Annotated in this window: 20 protein-coding genes and 1 pseudogene; 4 read left to right on the top strand and 17 right to left on the bottom strand. The window is 69.9% G+C overall.

Features of this window, described 5'->3' with window-relative positions; all coding sequences use genetic code 11:
• Nucleotides 1-61: 61 nt before the first annotated feature.
• From fxsT to ACWCQM_RS27260, 14 genes are all read right to left on the bottom strand, one after another.
• Complete coding sequence (gene fxsT / locus ACWCQM_RS27325; protein ID WP_450917762.1) at nt 62-4,393, bottom strand: FxSxx-COOH system tetratricopeptide repeat protein; 4,332 nt, start codon at nt 4,391-4,393, stop codon at nt 62-64.
• A complete protein-coding gene (locus ACWCQM_RS27320; protein ID WP_450917761.1) occupies nt 4,393-5,445 on the bottom strand; it encodes an AAA family ATPase in 1,053 nt (350 codons plus the stop codon). The genes fxsT and ACWCQM_RS27320 overlap by 1 nt, the downstream gene beginning before the upstream one ends.
• On the bottom strand, nt 5,442-6,944 hold the full coding sequence (locus ACWCQM_RS27315) for a VMAP-C domain-containing protein (RefSeq protein ID WP_450917760.1): 1,503 nt from the start codon (nt 6,942-6,944) through the stop codon (nt 5,442-5,444). The genes ACWCQM_RS27320 and ACWCQM_RS27315 overlap by 4 nt, the downstream gene beginning before the upstream one ends.
• A 194-nt stretch (nt 6,945-7,138) precedes the next feature.
• Nucleotides 7,139-8,146 (bottom strand): LacI family DNA-binding transcriptional regulator, encoded by a 1,008-nt coding sequence (locus ACWCQM_RS27310; RefSeq protein ID WP_450917759.1) that lies wholly within the window; start codon nt 8,144-8,146, stop codon nt 7,139-7,141.
• A gap of 199 nt (nt 8,147-8,345) precedes the next feature.
• A complete protein-coding gene (locus tag ACWCQM_RS27305) occupies nt 8,346-9,431 on the bottom strand; it encodes a pectinesterase family protein (protein ID WP_450917758.1) in 1,086 nt (361 codons plus the stop codon).
• 139 nt (nt 9,432-9,570) lie between these two features.
• On the bottom strand, nt 9,571-10,857 hold the full coding sequence (locus tag ACWCQM_RS27300; protein WP_450917757.1) for a PP2C family protein-serine/threonine phosphatase: 1,287 nt from the start codon (nt 10,855-10,857) through the stop codon (nt 9,571-9,573).
• Nucleotides 10,838-11,653 (bottom strand): alpha/beta fold hydrolase, encoded by an 816-nt coding sequence (locus tag ACWCQM_RS27295; RefSeq protein WP_450917756.1) that lies wholly within the window; start codon nt 11,651-11,653, stop codon nt 10,838-10,840. Before ACWCQM_RS27295 ends, ACWCQM_RS27300 begins: the two co-directional genes overlap by 20 nt.
• 187 nt (nt 11,654-11,840) lie before the next feature.
• Entirely contained in the window at nt 11,841-13,295 is a 1,455-nt protein-coding gene (locus ACWCQM_RS27290; protein WP_450917755.1) for a family 43 glycosylhydrolase, read from the bottom strand.
• Entirely contained in the window at nt 13,277-14,197 is a 921-nt protein-coding gene (locus ACWCQM_RS27285; RefSeq protein WP_107428463.1) for an arabinan endo-1,5-alpha-L-arabinosidase, read from the bottom strand. Before ACWCQM_RS27285 ends, ACWCQM_RS27290 begins: the two co-directional genes overlap by 19 nt.
• Before the next feature lie 318 nt (nt 14,198-14,515).
• Nucleotides 14,516-15,703, bottom strand: coding sequence for a cytochrome P450 family protein (locus ACWCQM_RS27280; protein WP_450917793.1), 1,188 nt, complete (start codon nt 15,701-15,703; stop codon nt 14,516-14,518).
• 32 nt (nt 15,704-15,735) lie between these two features.
• Complete coding sequence (locus ACWCQM_RS27275; protein ID WP_450917754.1) at nt 15,736-17,025, bottom strand: cytochrome P450; 1,290 nt, start codon at nt 17,023-17,025, stop codon at nt 15,736-15,738.
• Nucleotides 17,026-17,378: 353 nt separating this feature from the next.
• Complete coding sequence (locus ACWCQM_RS27270; RefSeq protein WP_450917753.1) at nt 17,379-17,603, bottom strand: hypothetical protein; 225 nt, start codon at nt 17,601-17,603, stop codon at nt 17,379-17,381.
• A gap of 109 nt (nt 17,604-17,712) precedes the next feature.
• A complete protein-coding gene (locus ACWCQM_RS27265; protein WP_450917752.1) occupies nt 17,713-18,705 on the bottom strand; it encodes an aminoglycoside phosphotransferase family protein in 993 nt (330 codons plus the stop codon).
• Between the two features lie 231 nt (nt 18,706-18,936).
• Nucleotides 18,937-19,629, bottom strand: a complete 693-nt coding sequence (locus ACWCQM_RS27260; RefSeq protein ID WP_450917751.1) for a hypothetical protein — start codon at nt 19,627-19,629, stop codon at nt 18,937-18,939.
• A gap of 262 nt (nt 19,630-19,891) precedes the next feature.
• On the opposite strand from ACWCQM_RS27260, the gene ACWCQM_RS27255 reads away from it, so the two are divergent.
• The gene (locus ACWCQM_RS27255; protein WP_450917750.1) at nt 19,892-20,119 is read left to right on the top strand and encodes a hypothetical protein; all 228 of its coding nucleotides are present in this window, start codon (nt 19,892-19,894) and stop codon (nt 20,117-20,119) included.
• A 41-nt stretch (nt 20,120-20,160) separates the two neighbouring features.
• Here ACWCQM_RS27255 and ACWCQM_RS27250 read toward each other — a convergent pair whose 3' ends face one another.
• Entirely contained in the window at nt 20,161-20,538 is a 378-nt protein-coding gene (locus tag ACWCQM_RS27250; protein WP_450917749.1) for a hypothetical protein, read from the bottom strand.
• An 84-nt stretch (nt 20,539-20,622) separates the two neighbouring features.
• Between ACWCQM_RS27250 and ACWCQM_RS27245 the strand changes: the two are divergent.
• The 3 genes and pseudogenes from ACWCQM_RS27245 to ACWCQM_RS27235 form a co-directional block, all read left to right on the top strand.
• Nucleotides 20,623-20,745, top strand: a pseudogene (locus ACWCQM_RS27245) (helix-turn-helix domain-containing protein); the annotation flags it as partial.
• A 171-nt stretch (nt 20,746-20,916) separates the two neighbouring features.
• Nucleotides 20,917-21,402 (top strand): DUF2975 domain-containing protein, encoded by a 486-nt coding sequence (locus ACWCQM_RS27240; RefSeq protein WP_450917748.1) that lies wholly within the window; start codon nt 20,917-20,919, stop codon nt 21,400-21,402.
• Nucleotides 21,402-21,623: a helix-turn-helix domain-containing protein gene (locus tag ACWCQM_RS27235; protein WP_450917747.1), complete on the top strand. Its 222-nt coding sequence runs from the start codon at nt 21,402-21,404 to the stop codon at nt 21,621-21,623. The genes ACWCQM_RS27240 and ACWCQM_RS27235 overlap by 1 nt, the downstream gene beginning before the upstream one ends.
• Before the next feature lie 398 nt (nt 21,624-22,021).
• On the opposite strand, the gene ACWCQM_RS27230 is transcribed toward ACWCQM_RS27235, so the two are convergent.
• On the bottom strand, nt 22,022-22,222 hold the full coding sequence (locus ACWCQM_RS27230) for a DUF397 domain-containing protein (RefSeq protein ID WP_450917746.1): 201 nt from the start codon (nt 22,220-22,222) through the stop codon (nt 22,022-22,024).
• Nucleotides 22,219-23,103 (bottom strand): helix-turn-helix domain-containing protein, encoded by an 885-nt coding sequence (locus ACWCQM_RS27225; protein WP_450917745.1) that lies wholly within the window; start codon nt 23,101-23,103, stop codon nt 22,219-22,221. The genes ACWCQM_RS27230 and ACWCQM_RS27225 overlap by 4 nt, the downstream gene beginning before the upstream one ends.
• Between the last annotated feature and the right edge of the window lie 222 nt (nt 23,104-23,325).

Below are 23,325 nucleotides of genomic sequence, written 5' to 3'. Positions count from 1 at the left end.
CGGTCCGCCGCCCGGGAAGGGCGGCGGACCGGACCGGCGGTTCACCCGGTCGCCGTGGACATCACATGGGCAGCGGCGTGATGTCGAACTCGATGCGCTGGTGGAGCCTGGCCGCCGTGTGCCAGGGGTGGCTGTCCCCGAGCACCCGGGCAAGCCCGGACACGGCGGAGCGGTTGAGCCGGTCGGCCTCCCCCGACTCGCCGAGCCCTCGTTGGTCGAGCGCCAGATTCGCCGTGCAGGCAAGGGTCAGCGGATGGTCGGCCCCGGCCGTCCCGGTGAGCTTGGGGAGCAGGTCCGCGTCGGCGGCCAGAGCCTGTGCGAAGTCGAGGCGCGCGTAATGGTCATTGGCCCGGCACATCGCCGCGGTCAGTGTGTTGACGTGCAGGTTCCCAAGAGTGTCTTCCAAGCCCTCCACCGCGAGGGCGTCCAGTGCCTCCGCACGGTCCGTATCACCCTGGGCCCGCAACGTCGCCGCGAGGTTCACCCGGGCGAACTGCGTGTACGGGTGCTGGTCGCCCAGCACCTTTCGGTATCCGGCCAGCGCCTGCTCACCCAGCTCCCGGGAACCGACGAGCTCACCGTTGAGCCTGCGTTCGACCGTGGCGTGGATCGCCGCACCGAGCGCGTCGTTGTTGTTCAGGCCGTAGCGGCTGGTGAAGCGCTCCAGGGTCTGTTCCGCGAAGGCAGCCCCTCCCTCGACCACTCCGGCCCGTCGCCTGCACACCGCGAGGTTCAGCGCCGCGCGGATCGTTGCCGCGTTGGTCTCACCGAAGGCATTCACATACGTGTGGTAGTTGGACTCCTGGAGGGCCCGCGCGCCGAGGTAGTCACCGGCTTCACGCAGATCGATGGCCAGTCCGTTCAACGTGTTGAGCGTGAGCCCGTTGACCGGCCCGTAGAGCAACTCCCGCTGCCGCACGGTCTCCTCGTCGATCTGCCGCGCGAGTGCGAAATTCCCGTTCAGCCGCAGCGTCACCCCGTAGTCGTGCGCGGCACTCAGTGTGGTGGGGTCCTCCGGCCCGAACAGGTCGCTCGCCCGGGAGAACGCCTCCTCGCCCAGCTCGCGCGCCTGCTGGAAGCCGCCTCGGTACCGCAGCGCTCCCGCCATCTGCCACATGGAGTCGACGAGTTCCTCTTCGGGAATCTCCGCGCCGCGCGAGATGGCCAGTGCGCGCTCGTTGTGCTGGATCGCCTCGTCCGGCCGGCCGAGCAGGCGCAGATAGAAGCCGAGGAGCTTGGTGATCCTGATGACGTGCAGATCCTCGTCACCGGACTGGGCGCGCCATGCGGACCAGGCCAGCCGGGCCTGGGCGGCACCCGACTCGTGGGCGCCCCAGTAGTAGAGGAAGAAGACCATGTCGTAGACGAGGTCGCGGACCCATCCGTCGGAGCTCTCCACCGCGCCGGACGCGATCACGTGCGGCAGGATCGCCTGGTAGGCGGGCCACTGGTCCGGGGCCGCGGGCGCTCCGGGCTTGGCCGTCGTGAGCAGCAGGTGGGCCGCCCGCGTCATCCGGGCCCGCTCCTCGGGGTCCATCCTGGCGACGATCACGTTCTGCATCAGCCGGTGCATCTGGAGCGTGCCGGTCTTGTGGTCCAGCCTGACCAGGGACAGCTTGCTGAGGTCCCGGGTCGCGCGGGCGAGCAGCAGCGGGTCGCGCAGGACCGGGTCGAGCTCCGGTGTGATCTCGACGTTCCGGCCACCCCTGAAGAGGTTGAGCGGGATGGGTTCCGGCGCCATGCAGGCGCAGATCTCCAGGAGTTGGCGTGCCGCGGGGTTGTCCTGCGACAGGCGCCCGAGGGAGATGTCCCAGACTGCCGCGACCGGCATCGGGTAGTCGGGCGACGGCGCCAGCTCGAGGATCTCGGGGCGGCGCTCGTCCAGCAGATGAAGGTACTCGTCCACCGGCATCCCGGTGGCCGCGTGCCAGGCGCCCGCCTGCTCGACCGCGAGGGGAAGGTCTCCCAGTGCGGCGGCGAGACGGTCCGCGTCCTCGGCACCGAGGCCACGCGCGCGGCGCTGGAGGAGCGCGATGCTCTCCTGGCGGTCGAAGACATCGACGCTGAGGGGGGTGGCGACGCGTTCCCACTCGCGGTTGCGCGAGGTGACGATGATCTTGCCGGGGCCCCCGTTGGGGAAGTACTTCCGGACGGTCTCGATGTCCTCGGCGTTGTCGAAGACCAGCAGCCAGTTGTCGAACGGCTTGCCCGTGCGCAGCGCCTCGCGCACGGCGGGCACCGCGGCGTTGGCCTGCGGTCCCACCTCCAGGCCGAGGCTGCGGGCCAGGTCGGCGAGCGCTCCGAGAACCAGGTTCTCCTGCTCCGACGGGATCCACCAGATCACGTTGAACTCGCCGCTGTGGCGGTACACGTACTCCACGGCGATCTGCGACTTGCCGACACCGCCCATGCCGTGCAGGGCGTGCGGGAGCACGGCAGTGGTCTCGTCCTCCCGCAACTGCCTTTGCACCGCGGCCAGAAGGCTCTCCCGGCCGGTGAAGTTCGGGTTCTTGGGCGGCACATTGCCCATGATCTTCGGCTGGCCCGTGCGGACGAACCGTAGCTCCGGCGCCGTGGCGTGCGTGCGCTCGTCGACCCTCCGGGCGTCCGGCTCGGCGTCTACGGGTGGTGTCGTCGGCGACACAGATCCTCCAGGTGGAACCGTCGAATGCGACGGGGAAACGGGGCCGTTCTCATTCACATCAGGTGCCTCTTTATCATCTCTTGTCCCCTCCGCCGACGCTCCCGCGCCGCGCGACATGACCCCGTTCAGGTGTGCCGCCCTGCGCCGGTAGGGCAGTCCTCCGAGCGCGCGCAGCACCGCGAGCTCGATACGCAGCCACGCCGGCCCCCCTTCGCGGTCCGGGAGCGCCGCCCCCGCCGGGTCGCGCAGTGCCGCGCGCAGCCGGATGCCCTGGGCCCGGCCCGCTCTCGACTCGGCCAGCAGGCCCACCGCTCGGGCGAGTTGTGTGCGGCTGCCCGTGGCCAGCAGGGCTTCCCGTATGCCGTCGGCGAAGTCCGGTCCGCCCTCGCCGTCCCGGCTCCAGTCGATGAGGCCGCCCATCATCACCTCGGCCAGGTGCTCGGGCCGCGTCTCGGGAAGGGCGCGGTCCCGGAGTTCCTCGATGACGTCGAACCGTACCGGTGCCACGGCCAGCAGGACGGCGAGCTGCCGTGCGAGCGGGCTGGCCAGCGAGAAGAACCTGCGCACGGCGTCCGCCGCCGAGCGGGGGCCGTCGAGCCGGGGCGTCCTCACCCCGGGGGCCGACACCCCCTTGGCCATCGCCCCGGCCAGTACGACGGGCAGAGCCCTGCGAACACCGCGTTCGCCGGTGACCAGGTCGGCCCACGCCCGGAACGAGCCGGGGCGCAGGCTGAGGACCGGCACGGCCACGGATCCGTCGCCGGTGTCGGGAAGGGAGTGGGCGTGCTCGATCGCGCCCTGGGGCGGGTGGCACAGGACGTGGCGATTGAGCGCCCCGAATCCGGCGGCGTCGAGCCGTGCGCGGAAGGGGTAGACCGAGGACCGGTGGCGCAGGTACGGAGGCAGCAGATGGACGAGCGCGGTCGGCCCGGACGAGGCGAGCCGTCCCAGCAGTTCGTCGGCGCCGCCCTCGGCCCATCCGGGGGCCAGACCGTCGGTCACGACGAGGAACAGCCGCTGGCCCCGGCCGTCCAGCAGCTCGGCGGGGTCGGCGCGCCGGTTGCCGGGCCAGCGCAGGACGGGCGGCTCCCCGCCGGGCAGTGAGACGTCGACGGTACGCACGTCCCTGAAGGCCCCGCTGCGCACGGCCTCGTCGGACAGCTGGCGCAGGGAGCTGTTCCACACCGGCATGGTGGGCGCCCTGTCCACGAGGAGCATCAGGTCGAAGGCGCGCTCCTGCACGGGGTCGAGGTAGGGGATCCACAGGCCGTCGATGACGCCGTTCTCGGCGGTGCGCGCCTCGTCGAGCCGGCTCTCGTGGCGCGAGGGGACACGGCGGCCGAAGCCGCGCAGGGCCTTGGCGAGCCTCAGCGGCACCGTGCGGCGGGCCGGGCGCGTCTCGTGGGGCAGGACCGAGTCGGGGGTGCCCTGCCTGCTCTCCTCGACGCCGCTGATCTCCGCGCCACGGAGGTCCGCACCGCTGCTTCCGGCGGGCACGATCTCCGGTTCGCCCGGCCCGGCGGGCGGTGGGGCGACATCGGTGACGGGCTCGGCGTCCTCGTGCGGTAAGTGCCCGGGGCCGGGGTCGTCGGTGCCGACCGCGCCGCGGCCGGACCGGTGCCATGCGGCGGCGAGCCATACGCTGTCGGCGAGGTCCTGCCAGCTCGCCTCGCCGTCCGTCTCGTGGAAGGCGGATCCGCTCGCAGCGGTCGCCGTGTCCGGGGCGCGTTCCCGTGGCGAGCCGTTCATCAGCGGCCCTTCGAGAGGTCGCGGAGGAGCGTTTCGAGGAGTTTGCGTCCGTCGTCGTCCGCCCGGAATCCATGAGCCGTGGTGAGCTGCACGGCGTTCAGCAACTGGTCGACGGACTGGGTGCCGCCGCCGTCCAGGCGTCTGACGAAGTCGTCCACGAGGTTCTCGACGTCCTCGGGGCGCCGGCCGAGGTGGCTGATGACGATGGAGACGAGCTGTTCACGGCTGGGCGGGCTCATCTCCAGCGGCAGACAGCGGCGGCGGAAGGCGGCGGGGAACTCGCGTTCGCCGTTGCTCGTGATCACGACCACGGGGAATTCCGCGCACTCGACCCGGCCCGCCTCGATGACGGCTCGGCGCTGGGGGTCGTCGGTGAAGACGGACACCTCGGCGATTCCGGCGCGCACCAGTTCGGGGATCTCGTAACTGCCGTTCTCCAGGACGTGCAGCAGGTCGTTCGGCAGGTCGATGTCGCTCTTGTCCAGCTCGTCGACGAGCAGCACCCGGGGCCGGTCGTACGCGAGCAGAGCCGTGCCCAGCGGTCCGAGCGTCACGAAGTCGCCCAGGTCGGGGGCGCTCACCGTGTCGCTGTCCGGTTCGGCCGCGCCCTCGGCGCGCCAGGCGGCGATGGCCTGCGCCCGCCCGATGGCGTCGTACTCGTAGAGACCGCCGCGGAGTGTGGTGCGGCTGACGATGCTCCAGGGAAGCACCCGGCCGAGTCCCAGTTCCCGCGCGATCAGATAGGCGAGGGTGGACTTGCCGACCCCGGGCGGCCCGGTGATCAGCAGCGGGCGGCGCAGCAGGAGGGCGGCGTTGACCGCGTTGATCTCCTCCTCGCGTAACTGCGGGCCCTCCTGCACGGTGCCGAGCCGGCGCAGTGCCGACTGCGCGTCGTCGGGGGGAGGTTGCTGCAGAGGGCTTCCGGAGAACACCCGCCAGGGCGGCGGCTGGGGCAGCTGGGGCGCCTCTCCGGCGGGAGGCTGCCCCGTTGCGTGGAACACCCTCCAGGAGGGGGGCGTGACGGACTGCGGTGCCGAGGCCTGCTCGGTCATGCTGTCAACTCCTCGCAGTCGATCAGGCGGTTGGGATCATCCCACATCAGGGCCAGGTGTTTCCCGAGGGACCAGTGGTCGCGGTTCATCCCCTCGGCCTTCTTGCGCAACGCGCTCACCTTCGACGGGATCTGTGAGGGCGGATGGGCGAGCAGCAGCGTCAGCACCTCGCCCGACAGCTCGGGGCTGTCCGTTCTGCGGTCCCAGGCTGCAAGGCCCACCCCCTGAGCGATCGCGGTGACGAGTGCTTCCAGACCGAGACCGGGCAGTGCGGGAACGTCGAGAATGACCGCGGTCAGGCCTGGGTTCGCTATCAGCTTGGCACGCCAGCGGTCGAGCCGCTCGCCCTCTTCGCCGTGCCAGCGGTAGGACTCGGCCACACCGGCATTCCTGAGCTGTGTCCAGCGTTCCCGCCACAGAGGCAGATATCCGTCCTTCTGCGCCGCTCTCATGCGTTCCAGCGACCTCAGATGGACGTGGTAGTGCAGGCTGATCGGCAGCGGGTCACCACTCCACGTACCCATTTCCAGGCGGGCCATGTCGTGGTTCAGCAGGGAGAACGGCAGCACGAACTCGACCTGCGGTGTCGGTTCGTTCTCCGTGACCGGCATGCCCGCCCAGCGTTCCTGACCACGGCCGATGGCTCGCTCGACCTCGGCCGCGAGCCCGTCGACGGTGGTGGGCCGCACATCGCCGGCGACCGGCTCCCAGAAGCCTGGCGCGGCATTGACCCAGTGGCGTACGTAGATATCGGCCGAACTGTCGTCGGCGGGCTCCACCATCACGACGAGGCAACGTGCCACATCCGGATCGGACGCGGGCAGGGCCGCTATCGCGCGCCTGCGCTCCTCCAGCGCCTGGACCGCCTCCGGTCCGACCTCCCGGGCCCATGCGTCCGACCACTCCCTGAGCCCCTCGCGCAGCGCGGGCCGCTCCAGGAAGGCGGTGATCTCGACGAGCACGAACGCCGGGGGCAGCCCGTCGGCCTGGGTGTTGACCCCGCAGAGGTGGTCGAAGCGCTGGGCCGGGGTCTGGCCGTACGGGATGTCCACCCCCAGCTCGTGGTTGAGCAGGGCGTGCAGACGGCCGTCGTCGACGCGCCGTACGTCCGCGAGCAGCCGGTGGATCTCGCGCACGGCACCGTCGCTGAAGTCGGGCGAACCGCCGGCCACCGTCCCGTCGGAGCGGGCCGCGCCCGAGAGCCGGGTCAGCTGGGCGGCGCACTCGGGTCCCGCGATGACGCCGACGGTGAAGGTCAGCGCCCCGAGGCCCTTCTCGTACTTCAGCAGGTCCCGGACGAAGGAGAGCATGTCGGCCCGGGGGTTCTTGCGCGCGTAGGTGATCTCGGCGCCCAGCTGTTCCGCGGCGAAGCCGATGAACTGGGCGCACTGGTCGCGGTCGGTGACGAAATCCTGTACGCACAGGAAGTCGACCAGCACTCCGATGAGTCGCGCTCTGGACCCGTCCGGCTCATCCGCTCCGAGCAGCCCGTGCACCATCACCGACCACCCCCGTCGAGTCGGTACCGCCATCATGACCGATCGCGAAGTTATCACGCCGAATCTTCAGCAACCAGGGTCACTCCAGGGCCTGTTGACCACCTGTGACACGTCCGCCGGGCACGTCCGCGCGGCTCAGGGGACGGGCCCGCGGACACACCACCCGAACGAGTGAGCCCAACTCACCGGCCGGATCAGGCCGGTGCGGGACCCGTGCTCGCGCGGACCGTCAGAACCGGTTCCAGCAGCTCCACTTCGTCCGTGTTCCGCCCGGTGAGTTTCGCGACCACCTGGTCCACCGCGCGCCGTCCCATCTCCTGTGCCGGGATGGCGACGGAGGTGAGCCGCACCGAGGCCTGGGTGGCCACCTGGTCGGGGCAGATGGCCACGACGGAGACGTCCTCGGGGACGGCGCGCCCCTGCTGCTGGAGGAGGTTGAGCAGCGGCTCGACCGCGGCCTCGTTCTGGACGATGAACCCGGTGGTGCCCGGCCGCTCGTCGTAGATCCGCGCCAGGGTTCCGGCCATGGCCGCGTACCCGCCCTCGCAGGGCCGGTGCAGGATGCGCGTTCCCGTGTCCTGGGCCTTGGCCCGTATGCCGTCCACGGTCCGCTCGGCGAAGCCGGTGTGCCGCTCGTAGACCGCGGCGGCCTCCCCGATCACCGCGACCTCGCGGTGCCCCAGGCCGGCGAGGTGGTCCACGCAGAGGGCGCCGGTGGCCTCGAAGTCGAGGTCCACACAGGTCACTCCCGAGGTGTCGGCGGGCAGCCCGATGAGGACGGCGGTGCCGCCGGACTCACGGAGCAACGGCAGCCGCTCGTCGTGCAGTTCGACGTCCATCAGGATGATCGCGTCGGCCAGAGAACTCCCCGCGATCCGCCGGACGGCCGCGGGTCCCTCCTCGCCGGTGAGGAGCAGGACGTCGTATCCGTGCGTACGCGCGCTGGTGGCAACGGCGATGGCGATCTCCATCATCACTGGTACGTACATGTCGGTGCGCAGCGGCACCATCAGCGCGATGATGTTGGACCTGCTGCTGGCCAGCGCACGCGCACCGGCGTTGGGGTGGTAGCCCAACTGCTGGATACTGAGTTCCACCCGCTCCCGGGTGGACGCGGAGATCGACCGTTTCCCACTGAGGACATAACTCACCGTGCTCGCCGAGACTCCGGCATGCTGGGCGACCTCGGCCAGCGTGACCATTCAGCTTCTCCCCTACAGATGGTGACCGCAAGGGAGAGCGGGTGAAGCGCTTCGACAGCGCCTTGCTGTGCTCCCCTTCGCACTCCGACATGCACAGACACCGTGGAGCCTAGACTTGCTCACAGGGACTGTCCAGAGCGGAGTCGAAGCGGAGTCGAAGCGCTTCGACCGTGGGTGTTTCGCTTCTGCACACGGTGACTCAGGAGGCCGAGGGTGTCCAGCCCGCCAGCCAGTCGGCGGTCTCCTGGTCCGCGGCCTGGGAATCGGTGAGTTGCGGACGGTTGCTGCTCGCGGCCCCCGAGCCGGGTCCGGTGTTCTTGTACTCCGCGAAACGGTCGTCCTTCCAGGAGAAGCCGCTCATGTCGGTCCAGGGTGCCGACTTGATCGCCGAGCTGAGCACCGTACCGCGGAATGTGGCCATCGGGTCGAGTGCGGCGTCGCCGCCCGCGTGCCACGGACGGCCGAGGTGGAAGGAGGACGCCGAGACGTCGCCGTTGACGGTCGAGCCGGTGATCAGGAAGCCCTCGCGGTCGGCGGCCGTGCTGGGCGCGGCGATGTAGCCGGCTGAGCTGCCGTCCCACCGCTTCTTCAGTGTGATCACGGACTTGTCGATCACCGCGGTGGCGCGTCCGAAGATGAAGTCGACGTTGCCGATGACATAGGAGTTGGTCATGTAGACACGGCCCAGCGTCGCCTTGGACGCGGTGTCGAGCAGCAGGGTGTCCTGGTCGCCCGTGACGATGACCGAGTCGAGGAAGACCTTGTCCGCGGCGGTGCGCAGGGCGACCGCCTGGTGTCCGCTCAGGCTCTGGTTCGCGGCCTCGTCGAAGTCGTTCGCGATGGTGAGGTTGCGGGCCTGGAAGCCGTTGGCCTCGGCCGCGACGGTCGCGCTGCCGCTGGTCCCGTAGGTTCCCGAGCCGTCGGGCTTCTGGGTGCCGGAGGCGTTGTTGTAGACGATGACGGTGTCGTTGCGGCTGGAGCCGCTGCCCTGGAGGGTGACGTTCTGCTTGCTGGAAGGGATCTTCACCAGTTCGCGGTAGGTGCCCGGCTTGATGGAGACGACGACCCGCGCGGTGTTCCCCGCGGGGATCGCGTTCACGGCGGCCTGAACCGAGGAGTACTGCCCGCTGCCGTCCTTGGCGACGGTGAGCGTGGTGGCCGCCGCCGCGCGGGACGCGGCCCCGAACGTCTGGAGGGCCGCGACGGCCAGGACCGCGGCCGCCCCCGCCGTCAGCGCCCTGCGTGTTCCGGGGCGGAGAGCCGTACGTCGTCGATTCGCTGACATGGCGTGATCCGTTCGGTCGGAAGGGGAAGAGGTGGGGTTCCGGGCAGTAGTCGCCACAGGCCGGGCGAAAGGTTGCCGGGCCCTGCGACGGTGTCCGGCGCGGGACGCGCGCTCGTGCTCGCACGCCGCCGGTCCCCGGTCACCTCCCTGCGGCGCCGGTCCTCCCACCGTCGGAGGGCTCGCCGCGGGGCACGCCCATCGCCAGGAGCGCGGTGTCGTCGTCGAGCCCTTCACCGAATCCCTTCAGGAGCTCGGTGAGCGCGTCGACGACAGCGGGGGCGGAGGCGGGAGCCAGGTGCCGTGCGAAGTCCAGGAGCGCTTCGTCGCCGTAGCGTCCGCCTGCGTCCGAGGTGCGCGCCTCGGTCAGACCGTCCGTGTAGAGCAGCAGCGTGTCGCCGGGCCCCAGCTCCACGGTGGCTGTGGTGAACTGCGCGTCGGGCACGACTCCGACCAACTGGCCTCCTGGCGTGGGGACGTGGTCGGCGCTGCCGTCGGCGCGCAGCAGCACGGCAGGTGGGTGGCCGCCGCCGGCCAGCACGACGTGGAATCCCGTGCCCTCCCCCTCGGAGGTGAGCAGGCCGAAGATCACGGTGCAGAAGCGCGGTTCTTCCTCCTGGAATTCACGGGTGAGGGCGCTGTTCAAGTTGGCCAGCACGGTGGCCGGTACAGGATCGGACACCGCTGCGGCGCGCAGGGTGTACCGCGCCAAGGACGTCACCACGGCGGCGCCCGCGCCCTTGCCGCGCACGTCCCCCATGAAGAACCCCCAGCGTCCGGGCGCCAGCGGGAACAGGTCGTAGAAGTCCCCGCCCAGGTCGTCGGAGGAGGCGAAGTGGTAGCGCTCGGCGACATCCAGGCCCGGGACGGGTTCGAGCGCCGGCGGGATGAGGGTGCGCTGCAGGGTCGTGGCGAGCCGCTGCAGGCGTTCGCGTTCGCGGTCGGCGTCCTGCCGGGCTCGCAAAAGTTCGCGCTCGTAGGCCCGCCTGTCCCGGGCGTCCAGGAGGGTGGTGCGAATGAGCAGTGGCTCGCCGTCGCTGTCCTGCTTGACGACGGAGGTGACCATGACGGGCAGCCGGCTCCCGTCCGCCGCCTTGAGTTCCAGGGCGACGCCGCTGACCTCGCCCTGCATGCGGAGCAACGGCGAGAAATGCGTCTCGTGGTACAGCTTGCCGCCGATGGTCAGCAGATCGGAGAACCGCTTGTGGCCCACCACCTCCTCGCGCCGGAAACCGAGCCATTTCAGGAGGGTCCCGTTGACCTTGGCGATCCGGCCGTCCATCAGGGTGGAGAGGTAGCCGCACGGCGCGTTCTCGTACAGGTCCTCCGCACTGTCCGCCAGCAGGGCCGAGAACGGCAGCCGCTCCTGGTCACGGTCCCCCGCGGCCCACGACTCACAGGCCTCCTCGTCACCCGGGGGCACCGTCACGCCCCCGTACGAAGGCGATGATCGCCTCGGCCGTCTCCTCGGGCGCGCTCAGCTGGGGGCAGTGACCCGTCGAGTCCAGGGTGACCAGCTCGCTGCCGGGGATCTGTGCGTGGACGAAGGAGCCGACCTCGCGCGGGGCGAGCGTGTCCCGCGCGCTCTCGGCGATGAGTGTCGGGACGCCGACCCCGGCGAGATCCGCGCGGTTGTCGGACAGGAAGGTCACCCTGGCGAACACCTCGGCGATCTCCGGGTCCGTCCGGCAGAAGCTGTTCGTCAGTTCCTCGCCCAGCTCCGGACGGTCCGGAGTCCCCATGATCACCGGGGCCATCGTCGCGGACCAGCCGAGATAGTTACTGGCCAGCGACTCGAGGAGCTCATCGATGTCCCGCCTGCTGAATCCGCCGCGGTAGTCACCGTCATCGATGTAGGACGGCGACGGGGTGAGAAGGACCAGCCTGTCGAAGAGTCCGGGTTCCTGGACGGCGGCGAGGACGCCGATCATGGAACTGACCGAATGCCCGACGAAGGTCACGGGTCCGAGACCCAGCTCCTGGCAGATCTCGATCACGTCCTGTGCATAACCGTCCAGGCTGGAATACCGCTCGGGGCTCCAGGCCGACACGTCGGACCGCCCGGCCCCCACATGGTCGAAGAGGACCACCCGGAAGTGCTTCTCCAGTTCGGGCGCGACGAGACGCCACAGATTCTGGTCGCATCCGAACCCATGGGCGAGCATCACCACCGGGCCGCTCTCGCGGCCGGTCACGGATACCCGGTTCCTCTTCCACACGTCCATGACTACCATCCTGACACTTCCGGCACACAGTGGCCCGGTGTGCCGGGAACGGCCCCCCACCAGTAACGATCACGTCGTGTGACGACGCGCGTACACCATGCCGGGCAGCCGCAGCCCACGGCCGCCTGCCCCGTGAGCTGCGGCGGTCACCAGGTGGCCGGGAGAGCCTCGGGCCTCCCGGGCACCCTCAGCCGACCGGCACGAGCTTGAACTGCTGGCAGGTGTTGTTCAGCCAGGTCCACTGCCGTACGTCGGCGCCGTCGGCCGTCGAGCAGTTCGCGACGTCGGCGACCTTCCCGGTGGCCTGGTTGACGATGCGCACCCAGCCGCCCGCCTCCGTGGTGACGAAGCGGAAGCGCTGGCAGGTGTTGTCCAGCCACGACCACTGGCGCAGGTCCGCGCCGTCGGCCGTGGAGCAGTCGGCCGTGTCGAGCACCTTGCCCGTCGCGGCGTTCACCAGCCTGCTGGTGTCATCTCCCCGGTCCTCGACGCGCCACCGCTGTTTGGCGCTGCCGTCGCACGTCCACTGCTGGACGTCGGCACCGTCGGCGGTGGATGCCCCGCTGACGTCGAGGCATTTCCCGGTGGCCCGGTTGACCACGGTGTAGGCGGTCGGGGTGGCCGCCGTCTCGCCCGAGGGCCCCGCCAGCGTCGTACCCAGGGCGACCGGGGTGCCCAGGTTCGGGGTGCCGTCGGAGTTCCAGGTGAACTTCTGCGCCCGTGCCGTACGCCCGTTGTCGCAGCCTTCGGAGGCCGAGTCGTTGGCGTGGTAGACGATCCAGCTCTCCGTGCCGTCCGGCGAGGTGAAGAAGCCGTTGTGCCCGGGACCGTAGACCCCCGCCGCGTTGTTCCGCTGGAAGACGGGCGTCGACTTCTTCGTCCAGGATGACGCGGAGAGCGGGTTGGAGCCGGTCAGGGTGAGCTGGCCGAGCTTGTAGTCGGGCGTCCAGCAGCCGCTGGCGGAGTAGACGATGAAGGTCTTCCCGCCCCGCTGGAGCACCTCGGCCCCCTCGTTGACCGTGCCGCCCGACTTCTCCCAGTCGTAGGTGGGCGTCGAGATCGTCGAGAAGGAGCCGCTGAGGGTGTACGGGTTCGACATCGGTGCGATCACGAGGTTCTGCGTGCCGCCGCCGCTCGCGCTGCCCAGGAGGTACATGGACCCGTTGAGCGTGAGCACGCTCGGGTCGAGCATCCAGGTGCTGCCCAGCTGGTTCTTGTACGTGTACGGCCCCATCGGGTCCGAGCCCGCGCTCTGCAGCACATGGGTGCGCTGCGTCGGGTTGTAGTCGGTGATGTTCTGCCCGGCCACGAAGTACAGATACCAGCGGCCGCCCGAGAAGTGCAGTTCGGGCGCCCAGATGTTGCAGCAGCGCGAGGCCGCGTCGCCCTGCCAGACCTGAACGCTCGGCGCGGTGGAGAGCCCGGCCAGGGTCGGCGACTTGCGCATGGTGATGACGTCGGTCCAGCTCGTCGACACCAGGTAGTAGTTGCCTTCGTGGTACGAGATCCAGGGGTCGGCGCCCTTCTGGGTCTTGACGGGGTTGGTGTAGGGACGGCCCTCGGCCGCCGACGCGGAGGTCGGCTGCCCCAGGGCGAGCGCCAGCAGCAGGGCGCTCAGCAGGGTCAGTAGGCGACGGGCCATCCGCTGCTCCAGTTCAGGAGGTTGACGCCGAGCTTCGGGGTGCCGTTGTCCTGGCCGTCGTAGTAGTGGTAGACGAGCAGGTCGCCGTCGGAGTCCGCCAGGATCGACTGGCCGCCGGGGCCGATGTAGCGGCCGTGCGACTCCATGACGGGCGTCCCGCCGTTGCTGAGCATGCTGACGCCGTTCTTGTCCTTGTAGGGACCGGTGACGCTGGTCGCCCTGCCCACCTTGATCTTGTACGTCGAGCTGGTGCCGGCGCAGCAGGTGTCGTACGAGGCGAAGAGGTAGTAGTAGCCGTTGCGCTTCACGATGGAGGGCGCCTCGACGGCCTTGGTCCCGGTGGGGCGGGAGGCGAGCGAGCGTCGCGCGGTGTCGCCCGCGTACTGCTTGCCGGTCGACGGGTCGATCCGGATCATCTTGATCCCGGTCCACCAGGAGCCGAAGGACAGCCACCACTTCCCGTCGTCGTCCACGAACAGGTTGGGGTCGATGGCGTTGTAGTCGCTCGACGAGCTCGATGTGTAGACGATGCCGTAGTCGCTCCAGCTGCCGGCCTGGCCTGTGGTGGAGGCCGCGAGTCCGATGGCCGAGGTGTTGGAGCCGAAGGACGAGACCGCGTAGTACATCAGGTACTTGCCGCCGCGGTACGAGATGTCCGGGGCCCAGGGGTCGGAGGCCGAGGAGTAGTTCTTCCACCAGCTCGGCTTGGTGGTGAAGGCGTTGCCGGACCGGCCGAAGGCGGTCCGGTCGGTGGAGGTGCGCAGCTGGAGGCCCTCACCGGTGGAGTACAGCAGGTACTGGCCGGACGAGCTGCGGATCATGCTGGGGTCGTGGACGACGATGTCGCCGTTGACGACGCCCGGGTTGGGGTAGGCGGACGCGCTGCCCGGCACGAGTGCCATCAGGAACGCGGCGGGGAGCACGGCGAGGGTTCTCCTCAGAGTGCGGCTCACGAGGGACCTCCTTGAGGGTCGGGGGTGGGTGGTGCACCCCGCAGTCGCCACAGGGCAGGGCTTGGGTTGCCGCACGGCACCCACTTTCACCGAGAATTCGGACGCCGTTCGAAATCCCGGACAGCCATGGGCCGGACAGCCCTGGCCCGGACAGCCGTGGCCCGGGCGGGCCTGGCGCAGTTGGCCCGGGACGACTGCACCCCGGGCCAACTGCGTTCCGGACGCACCCCGTTCGGGCGGGCGTCCGGTCCGCGCGGCGACCGTCCCTCAGCCGTGCAGCAGCACGGGGAACGCCTCCATGTCGTTCTGCGTCATCACGGGCAGCTTGCGTATCTCGTCGTCCCCGATGGCGAGCTTCAGCTCCGGGAAGCGCCCGAACAGGGCGGGCAGCGCGATGCCGGCCTCCACCCGGGAGAGCGCGGCCCCCGGGCAGATGTGCGGCCCGTGCCCGAAGGTCATGTGCCGGATCGGCGTGGGCCTGGTGATGTCGAAGGCGTCGGCGTCCTCCCCGTGCTGCGCGGTGTCGCGGCCGATGGCCCGGTAGGAGATCACCACACCCTCGCCCTTGGCGATCACATGGTCGCCCACCTGGATGTCCTCGGTGGCGAACCGCATCAGCAGGTGCGTGGTGGGTGTGTCCCAGCGCAGCGTCTCCTCGATCACCGTCTCCCACGGGATCTCCCCGTCCAGCACCATCCGCAGTTGGTCGGGATGGGCGAGCAGCGCGCGTACGGCGTTGAGGACGAGCCCGATCGTGGTCTCGTGCCCGGCGGCCACCATCGCCTTGAGGTTGCCGACGACCTCCTCCTCGGTGAGCGGCTCGCCGCCCTCCTCCGCGAGGATCAGCGCGCTGGTGAGGTCGTCCGTGGGCCGCGCGGTCTTCTCCCGCACCAGTTCGGCGTAGAAGACATCGAGTTCGGCGAGCAGCGCGAGGCGGTCCTCCTGCGGGGTGAGCATGGAGAAGAAGGCCTTGTACTGCCGGGTCAGCATGGGGTGGAGCGCCTCGTCGACCCCCATCAGCAGACCGACCACCCGCATCGGCAGCGGCTGCGCGAACACGGCCTTGAGGTCGACGACGCCGTCCTTGCCCTGTTCGGCGAGGGCGTCCAGCAGCTCTTCGGTGAACTTCTCGATGTCCGGGCGGATCGCGTCCAGCCGGCGCGGGGTGAGCGCCTGGGAGGTCTTCGTACGCAGCCGGCGGTGCTCCTCACCGTCCACGGTGAACATGGACCGGCCCGCGTCGATCATGCCGATCAGCGGCCAGGTGTGCGTGACCTCCCCGCTCTGCCAGAGGCCCCACGCGTCCAGGTCCTTGACCAGGCGGGGGTCGACCAGGAGCCTGCGTGCCTCGGCGTGCCGGGTGACGGTCCAGGCGGGGACCCCGAGCAGGTCGAGGCGCGCGAGCGGGGCGGACTCCCGCAGCCTCTCCGTCTCGCCGTCGAGGTCCTGGACCATGGGATCGACGGCCACCGTCGCGTACGGGCAGTTCACAGCAGGTCTCCTGTCGTCTGTACGGGAGCGAACCGGACGGGCAGTGCGTTCATCCCGCGCAGGAAGGCGGACGGCCGCCGGACGAGATCCTTGGCGGGAACGGCGAGTTCGAGGTCGGGCAGCCGGTCGAGGAGCACCTCGATACCGGTACGGGCCATGGTCTCCGCGATCTCCTGGGCCGGGAAGGGGCAGCGGTACTCGCCGTGGCTGAACGCCAGATGTGCCCCGTTGCCCGCATGGCGTCCCGCGCCGCCGACACCCGCCTCCTGGCGTACGAGCGGGTCGGTGTTGGCCGCGCCCAGGCCGAGCAGGATCATGTCCCCGGCACGGATGTCCCGCCCGCCGAGCCGGGTGTCGCGGACCGCCCAGCGGCCGGCGAGGATCTGGGTCGGGCTCTCCTCCCAGAGCACCTCGTTCATCGCCTCGCCGACACTGCGCCGGCCGCCCGCGAGTGACTCGGCGAACTCGTTCTCGGTGAGCATCAGCCGCAGCGAGTTACTGATCCAGTCGGCGGTGGTGAGGTGCCCGGCGGCGGTGATGGCCATCAGGTCGAGGGCGTACTCCTCATCCGTGAAGGGCTCCGGATCGGCGAGCATCCGTGAGGTGACGTCGTCGCCGGGCGCGGCCCGCTTCACGTCGACCAGCCGCCGCATGTGCGCGCCGAACCTGCCGTACGCCTCCTGCGCCCCGGGGCCTCCGTCGGCCAGGTCCTTCAGGACCCTGGCGATGTCCGCGCCCTCGTCGTCGGGGAACCCCACGAGGCGGGCGAGGACGAGCACGGGCAGCGGCTCGGCGAATTCGGCGACGAGGTCGGCGGTCCCCCGTGCGCAGATGCCGTCGACGAGCCGGTCGGCCAGCTCCTCGCAGTGCCGCCCGATCTCGAACGGGTCCGCGGCCTCCAGCGCGGGGACGACCATCCGCGAGTGGCGCCGGTGTTCGGCGCCCGCGGTGAAGTAGATGGAGGGCATAGGGCGCCCGACCATGGGAAGCAGGGGCCAGTCCTCGGGGATGTGCTCCCACTGGTTCCACAGACCGACGTCCCGGGGGAACAACTCGCCGTCGCTGGTGACCTGGTGGAGCTCGCGATACCCGGTGACCAGCCAGGCCGGAAAGCCGCCGGGGAGCTCGACGGGCACGACGGGCCCGTAGGAGTGACGCATGGACCGGTACAGGGCTTGCGGCTCGGTGTGGAACGCGGGTCCGCTGAGCGGTACGGGGGCGCTCGCGGCATGGGCGGGGCAGCCGCCGCCGGATGCGGACGCGCCGGATAAGAAGGGGGTCGTCATCGTACGGACTCCTGGGAGACGGCTTCGCGCGTTGCGGCCATACGATCAACGCGGCCCCACTATAGGGAGGTTGAGTGAAGCTTTGGGTACGGATCGCGACACAGGCGGCCGAACGACGACCCGCAGCACTCCCCCACCCGGACCTGTTTGGGAGCCTTTGTGATGTTTCCGCTTCCAGTCGGCGGAGCGGGGGCCCGAGGTGGCCGATGATGCGCTCGGCCGAGGAGCTCGAGACGCCGGAAGACGCAACCCGGTGACCGGAGTTGTCGACGTCGGCTGCGCAGCCGTGATCACAGCGGTCACGGCTGGAGCGTTGGAAACACCCCCCTCGCCGTTGGCAGACGTCGCGTGGGTCAAGGCCCCAGCGCGGCAGCCACCTGAGCCAGGCGACCGGCCGACAGGGCGAAGAGGTTGGCGGGGTTACGGAGCAGCAGTTCCTCGGCCTCCTCGCTCTGGACGCACGAGGAGAGGTGGCCCAGCCAGAAGAGCGGCTCGTCCAGGAGCCCGGCCTGGTACGTGAGGGGGCCACCGTCGTAGCCCGCTATCCGGACAGGCAGCAGGTCCGCTCTGTTCATCACGGAGGACGTCCTGCCACCCCGGCTCCACACCCTCGAGGCCGGGCGCCGCGGCCGGTCATCATGGAACGTTGGTTCGGCTGTCGGCGGCGCCGCGCCCAGCGTTCTCCGCCTACGCGGCGAGCCAAGTGGCCCAGGTGGCCATGGCCTTGCGCATCACGGCCATCGCCTCCACCGACTCCCTGAGTGTCCGGGCGAAGCCGGCCTGGTATTCCGGACTCCCGCCCCGGTGGCCACAGGCCATCCACAGCTGCCAGGCCGCCACTCCGACGCGTCCGGCGAACATACCGGTGAACGCGGACTCGTCGACCGCCCCGACCGCCCCTCCCGCGGCGACATACCCGGAGAGGCACGCTTCGACGATGCGGCGCTCGGGCATTTCCAGCCCACAGCCGGAGCCGGCGAGACCGAAAGCGGTGAAGACGAGCTCCCACCACGGCTCCTGCGCCCCGGCGGCATCGAAGTCCAACAGCACCGGACCACCGGAGCCGGTCAGTACGTTCTGGTGCCGGATGTCGCGGTGCATGACCAACTTCGACCGCCACAGCTCCGACTGATCCTCGACCATGGCCTCGGCTTGTTCCACCGACAGCCTGAGGACGCGGACGTGCTCGGGGCCGAGGACCTCAAGGCGTTCGGCCTGAGCGAACCATTCCTCCCACTCCCCCCGGGAGTACGACCGGTAGTCGCCGTCGACGGCCGGATCGGCCGGGACCGCGCACCGGGCAAGGTCGGCGACGAGCCCCCCGGCCCAGGCCGCCAGCGCTTCGGACGTCGGCGCGGTCGGATGCGAGCCCTCGACGAAGCGCACCGCGCGGGCGTAGACCCCGTCCCCGACCGGTCGCCACAGACCCGCTTCGGCCAGAGCCGTCGACTGCGGCTCGGGCATCGCGACACCGGTCTCCCACGCGGCGACTTCGAGCGCCCCTGCCTGAGCGGCCATGGACAGCCAGAAGTCGCCCCAGGGGCGGTTGAGTTTCACCACCCATGAACCGGAGTCGGTAGCGGCCTTCCACACCGGGCCCTGCTCGTCATCCTTGAGCAGCAGCGGTGCTTCCAGCAACTGCCCCAACCCGAGCCGCTCGGCCGCGCATGCCAGGTTCATAACAGTCAGCCAACCCGCCCGTCACCTCGGCGGCAACCGATTTGCCGGCTGCTGTCACCCGCTCCTGAGCGGCTCCACCGCTGCCCAGGGCGACTGCGCGTGACCGGGACGGGACGCATCGGTGGACCGGTTCGAGGTCTCCACCGAGGACGTCGACACCCGCCTACTGCCTGAGCGTGTCCCGGCAGGAGCCCGAGTTCACCTTGCCGAGCGTCGAGGTGGCCATCTCCGTCACTGTGAACGAGAACCGCTGCGCATGGACAAGGCCGAAGTCTTCCGCTCCTGGGGCAGCAGTGCGCGCACGGTCAGCAACAGCCCCACGTTCAGCACGACTTCCGCGGCGTTGCCCAGCACGGGTATCTGCGCGGCCGCCCCGGAGACCACGACCATCACGGCGGCGGTGACCGCCAGCCAGGCAAACCCGGTGGACCGCCACAGCACGATCCCGGCGGAGAGCACCACCAGTCCCGTGATGATGGCGGGCAGTGGGCCGACCGGAGATGCCGCGTCGTTCGTGTAGCGCAGGGTGTCCGCCCAGGGTTCCGTACGCAGCGTCAGGCCGACGATGTCATGGAGCACCCCCGCCGCCACAAGGAGGACCGTGAGGCAGACGGCGGCGCCCCGCACTCCCTTGCGCCGCACCCACGGCAGCCCCGCATGGGTGACCGCCGACAACGACCAGAGGACGAGAAGGGGCGTCAAGAGCGCGTGTGCGACGAAGCGGGGAACGCTCAGGGCCTCAAGGAGGGGCCCGGCCCCCACCAACTCCCCCAGGGCGATCACACCGTTGTCCCAGACGAGCGCGGCACACACCGCCGCCGGCACTGCGGCCAGCAGCCCTGTTGCCGCACGCCAGTAGCGCGCGGCGGACACCGCCAGGCACAACTGCGCGGCCGCGAGCACTGCGAACGCCGACGAGATCACCCAGGACTCCCTCGCACCCCTCAAGATATTTCAATCATCAAGATACCTGGTGGGATACGAGCCTCCGGCGGCAGGGGCGTCACACGGGTCACGCTTGTGGCTTCACCGCCGGGACCGGCCGGTCGCCTCGGACAGGGAGCCGTGCATGACGGGGCCACGGGCGGGTGGGCACGTCGGGACCGGTGACATCCAGAAGCGTGGCCGAACGAAGTGATCACGGTGCCGGTCTCGGGGTATCCGCCATGCAAGGAGGTCCCTCACCATGAGTGCAACAACCAAGAAGAAGACCAGGTCCAGGGTGTATCTGTCGCTCGGCACCACTGCTTTCGGCGCACTGGGCGCCGTGAAGCAGGCCAGGGCGGCCCGCGAGGAGAACGACACCCTGCGGCTGGTCGACGCCGTGGTCTCAGCCGCCAAGGTCGCCACCGGTCTGGCCATCCTCTATCGCGAGCTCAAGCGTCTCGGCGATGACGACGTCCTGCTGGGGTGAAGACCGTCTCGAACCCGGGGCGGGATGGAAGACCTGACTGATCAGCCGCCCGCCCCGGCTGCGGGCTCCTCGTCGCGCATGCCGGGGAAGGCGTAACCCTCGGTCTCGTCCCACGGGACGTCGAGGTCGTCCAGGTGCACGCTCCACTCCGCTCCCGGCAAGGCGCGGCGCAACTCGCTCACGGAGCCGAGCACATGGTCGAGCACCGACAGGACGCGATCGGGCTCGAACGGCATCTTGGTGGACCCGGCCAGGATCTCGGACGGCTCGCTGCCGCCGCCGTCGTAGAGGTACAGACTCTCCTCGTCCTCGTACGGAAAGGACGACATGTGGGCGGCGACGATGCGCTCGACGGCGGCCGTCTCGGCAACCGTCGACGGCACCGTCCGGCTCGCGCTGTAGTAGAGGGAAACGCTCATGCCCCCGAGCGTACGGAGGGGGTATGACAACGCCCTGCGCCGGAGCACGCCGCCCGGCGACGGACGCCGTGGTGGGATGGGCCCGTGAGCCGCGCCGTGGAAGAGACCAACCGCCGCACGCTCCGGGCGCGGGACGCGATGGACCGTGCGTATGCCCAGCCCCTGGACGTCCCGGCCCTGGCCCGGATCGCCCACGTGTCCCCGGCGCCGCAGCTGAAGGGCTGAGGGACGGGGTCGGACACCCGACCGCAGCGGGCGGCGTCCCGTCCCGGACGGCCCACCGCCCGCTGCCGCCCCCTCCCCTCCCTCGTTCCCGCACCTTGCTTGATCTATCGAAACTCGATAGATTCATATCGTAAGTCGATGGAAGGGTGAGGCGTGGGACAAATGACCGTGCGCGCGCTGCGCGCCGTTCTCGTGGTGGTGCTGACCGGCACCGTGTTCGTGCAGGCGTCGATGGCGTGGGCGCTGGCCACCGACCCGGAGCAGGGATCGCTTCCGCTGACCCCGCTGCGCCTGGTCACGATCCTGGGCATGGTGACGGCCCAGGTCGCCGTGGTCTCCGTTTGGCGGCTGGTGACGATGGTGCGGCGCGGCACCGTGTTCTCCCACGCCGCTTTCCGGTACGTGGACACCGTGATCGGCGCGATCGTGGCGGCCTCTCTCCTGTGGTTCACCGTCACGGCTCTCAACGCGCCGGGGCAGCGGGAGGACCCGGGCGTCACCGTCATCATGGGCGGGGTGGGCCTGGCCATCCTGGGGGTCGCGCTCCTCGTGCTCGTCATGCGGACGCTGCTGGCCCAGGCCGTCGCCCGCGATGTCGAGGCGTCCAGGATGCAGGCCGAGCTCGACGAGGTGATCTGATGCCGATCACCGTCGACATCGATGTGATGCTGGCCAGGCGGAAGATGTCCGTGGGCGAGCTGGCGGACCGCGTCGGGATCACACCCGCCAACCTGGCGGTGCTCAAGAACGGCCGCGCCAAGGCGGTGCGCTTCGCGACGCTCGCCGCCCTCTGCGAGGTCCTGGAGTGCCAGCCGGGCGACCTGCTGCGCTGGGAGAGCGGGGACGGCGCGGCTGGATGACGTACCCCGGGGCAGGCTACTGCCCGCCGGGCGAGCATCTGCCATGTCTCCCTCGACCGGCAGCACCACACCACTCCACTCTCCGAACGGACGGCTCCGCAGCGCCTCCCCAGTCAGCTGACGCGCCTCCACTCCTGACAGCACGTCGACTTGAAGACCTCGCCCTTGTTGACCGCGCCCCGGCCGCTGCCGTCCAGGTTGTCTTCATGCCCTCCCCCAGGTACTCGCCGCCCCCTTCGACGGTGGTCGGCGGACCTTTGGGCTTCGGCGGCTTGGGCGGCGGAGCCGTGACCGTCGCGGTCTTCGTCACGAACGTGGACGAGTAGGCCCCCTACGTACAGGAGGGCCCCGCCTCATCGCCGGATGGGCGCGTGGCGGGGCTTTTTCACGTATGTCACTCAGCCGGTGACAAGTCCCACGAAGCCAGCCCACGCTCCGGGCCCGACAGTCAGCACAGGACCATTGACCTGCTTCGAGTCCCGGACGAGCACCTTGGCAACTGCGGCAGCCACCTCGACACATTCGCCGCCTTCAGCCCCGCTGTAGCTGCTCTTGAACCAAGCCAGCTCCTGCACGACAGGAGCATCAGTGGTCTTCATAGCTCTCCCAGCAACTTCTCGATGAATACCAGAGACTCCTGCGGAGTCAGAGCCTGCGAACGGATGATCCCATAGCGTGCCGCCACAGAGCGCACCTCATCGCGATCGGTTAGCAGGATGCTGCGCCCTTGTACCTCCAGGTACGCGAGCTGCTCACCGCTCCTGCGCGTGATCAAGGTGAACGGCCCATCCAGTCCGGCGTTGTCTTCGCGGACCGTCGGCATGACCTGGATCTCAACGCTTCGCTGACGACCCACCAGTAGAATCTGCTCAAGCACTCCCCGCAGTACGGACTTCCCGCCGAACGGCCTCCGCAAAACGGCCTCCTCGATCACGAAGCTGATCAAGGGAGCGGGCCATCGGTTGAGTACCTGCTGTCGAGCGATGCGAGACAGCACACGCTGCTCGATGATGTCCTCGTCAAGTAGTGGCCGCCGCATCGCAAGCAGAGCACGGGTGTACTCCTCGGTTTGCAGGAGCCCAGGTACGGCACTCACCGCGTACAGGAAGAGCTCCAGCGCCTCGGCCTCCAGTCGCGCAGCATCCCGAAAGAACGCCGGATACTGCGACCGAGCCAGCTCCTCCTTCAACGCCACCAGCAGTCCCCCGGCGTCCAGCACGCGGTCCGCCTTGTCGACGAACTCCGGCTGAGGAATCCGCCGCCCCTGCTCGAACGAGGCCACCGACTGCGCCGCGTACCCCACCCGCTGGCCGAACTCCACCCGGTCCAGCCCCGCTCGCACCCGCAGCAGCTTCAACTGCCGCCCGAACGCGACCGCTACGCCGTTCTCCGCCTTGCCCTCCGGCTGGGCGGGGGCACCCGCCGAGCGCTCCGCGCCCTCCTCCGTACCCACGCCCGCATCCATCTCGTCTTGCGTCATCCGCCACCGCCTGTCCCCGTACGCACACGCCCACGTCCATCGCGCCCAACCGTCACACAACAACCAGCACTTCACAGCTCGACCGACAGGACGACATCACCCACGCCTGCGACCCCCGAACCACCGCGCCCGCCTTGTCACGTCCCGCTCGGGCACCGTAATCACCTGCTCGCACGCCTGCACAGCGTTCGCCGGTAGATCCCTCCAAAGAGTGGGTAGAAG

It is taken from the genome of Streptomyces sp. NPDC002125 (genome assembly GCF_053593715.1).
The sequence above is the reverse complement of the archived record's forward strand: the minus strand, read 5'-3'. Positions and strand labels throughout refer to the sequence as shown.

Bases quoted from the DNA above. Each gene is read 5' to 3' on its own strand.
- fxsT (WP_450917762.1), bottom strand. From the start codon at position 4,393: ATGAACGGCTCGCCACGGGAACGCGCCCCGGACACGGCGACCGCTGCG.
- ACWCQM_RS27320 (WP_450917761.1), bottom strand. From the start codon at position 5,445: ATGACCGAGCAGGCCTCGGCACCGCAGTCCGTCACGCCCCCCTCCTGG.
- ACWCQM_RS27315 (WP_450917760.1), bottom strand. From the start codon at position 6,944: ATGGTGCACGGGCTGCTCGGAGCGGATGAGCCGGACGGGTCCAGAGCG.
- ACWCQM_RS27310 (WP_450917759.1), bottom strand. From the start codon at position 8,146: ATGGTCACGCTGGCCGAGGTCGCCCAGCATGCCGGAGTCTCGGCGAGC.
- ACWCQM_RS27305 (WP_450917758.1), bottom strand. From the start codon at position 9,431: ATGTCAGCGAATCGACGACGTACGGCTCTCCGCCCCGGAACACGCAGG.
- ACWCQM_RS27295 (WP_450917756.1), bottom strand. From the start codon at position 11,653: ATGGACGTGTGGAAGAGGAACCGGGTATCCGTGACCGGCCGCGAGAGC.
- ACWCQM_RS27290 (WP_450917755.1), bottom strand. From the start codon at position 13,295: ATGGCCCGTCGCCTACTGACCCTGCTGAGCGCCCTGCTGCTGGCGCTC.
- ACWCQM_RS27285 (WP_107428463.1), bottom strand. From the start codon at position 14,197: ATGGCACTCGTGCCGGGCAGCGCGTCCGCCTACCCCAACCCGGGCGTC.
- ACWCQM_RS27280 (WP_450917793.1), bottom strand. From the start codon at position 15,703: ATGGTCCAGGACCTCGACGGCGAGACGGAGAGGCTGCGGGAGTCCGCC.
- ACWCQM_RS27275 (WP_450917754.1), bottom strand. From the start codon at position 17,025: ATGACGACCCCCTTCTTATCCGGCGCGTCCGCATCCGGCGGCGGCTGC.
- ACWCQM_RS27265 (WP_450917752.1), bottom strand. From the start codon at position 18,705: ATGAACCTGGCATGCGCGGCCGAGCGGCTCGGGTTGGGGCAGTTGCTG.
- ACWCQM_RS27255 (WP_450917750.1), top strand. From the start codon at position 19,892: ATGAGTGCAACAACCAAGAAGAAGACCAGGTCCAGGGTGTATCTGTCG.
- ACWCQM_RS27250 (WP_450917749.1), bottom strand. From the start codon at position 20,538: ATGAGCGTTTCCCTCTACTACAGCGCGAGCCGGACGGTGCCGTCGACG.
- ACWCQM_RS27235 (WP_450917747.1), top strand. From the start codon at position 21,402: ATGCCGATCACCGTCGACATCGATGTGATGCTGGCCAGGCGGAAGATG.
- ACWCQM_RS27230 (WP_450917746.1), bottom strand. From the start codon at position 22,222: ATGAAGACCACTGATGCTCCTGTCGTGCAGGAGCTGGCTTGGTTCAAG.
- ACWCQM_RS27225 (WP_450917745.1), bottom strand. From the start codon at position 23,103: ATGACGCAAGACGAGATGGATGCGGGCGTGGGTACGGAGGAGGGCGCG.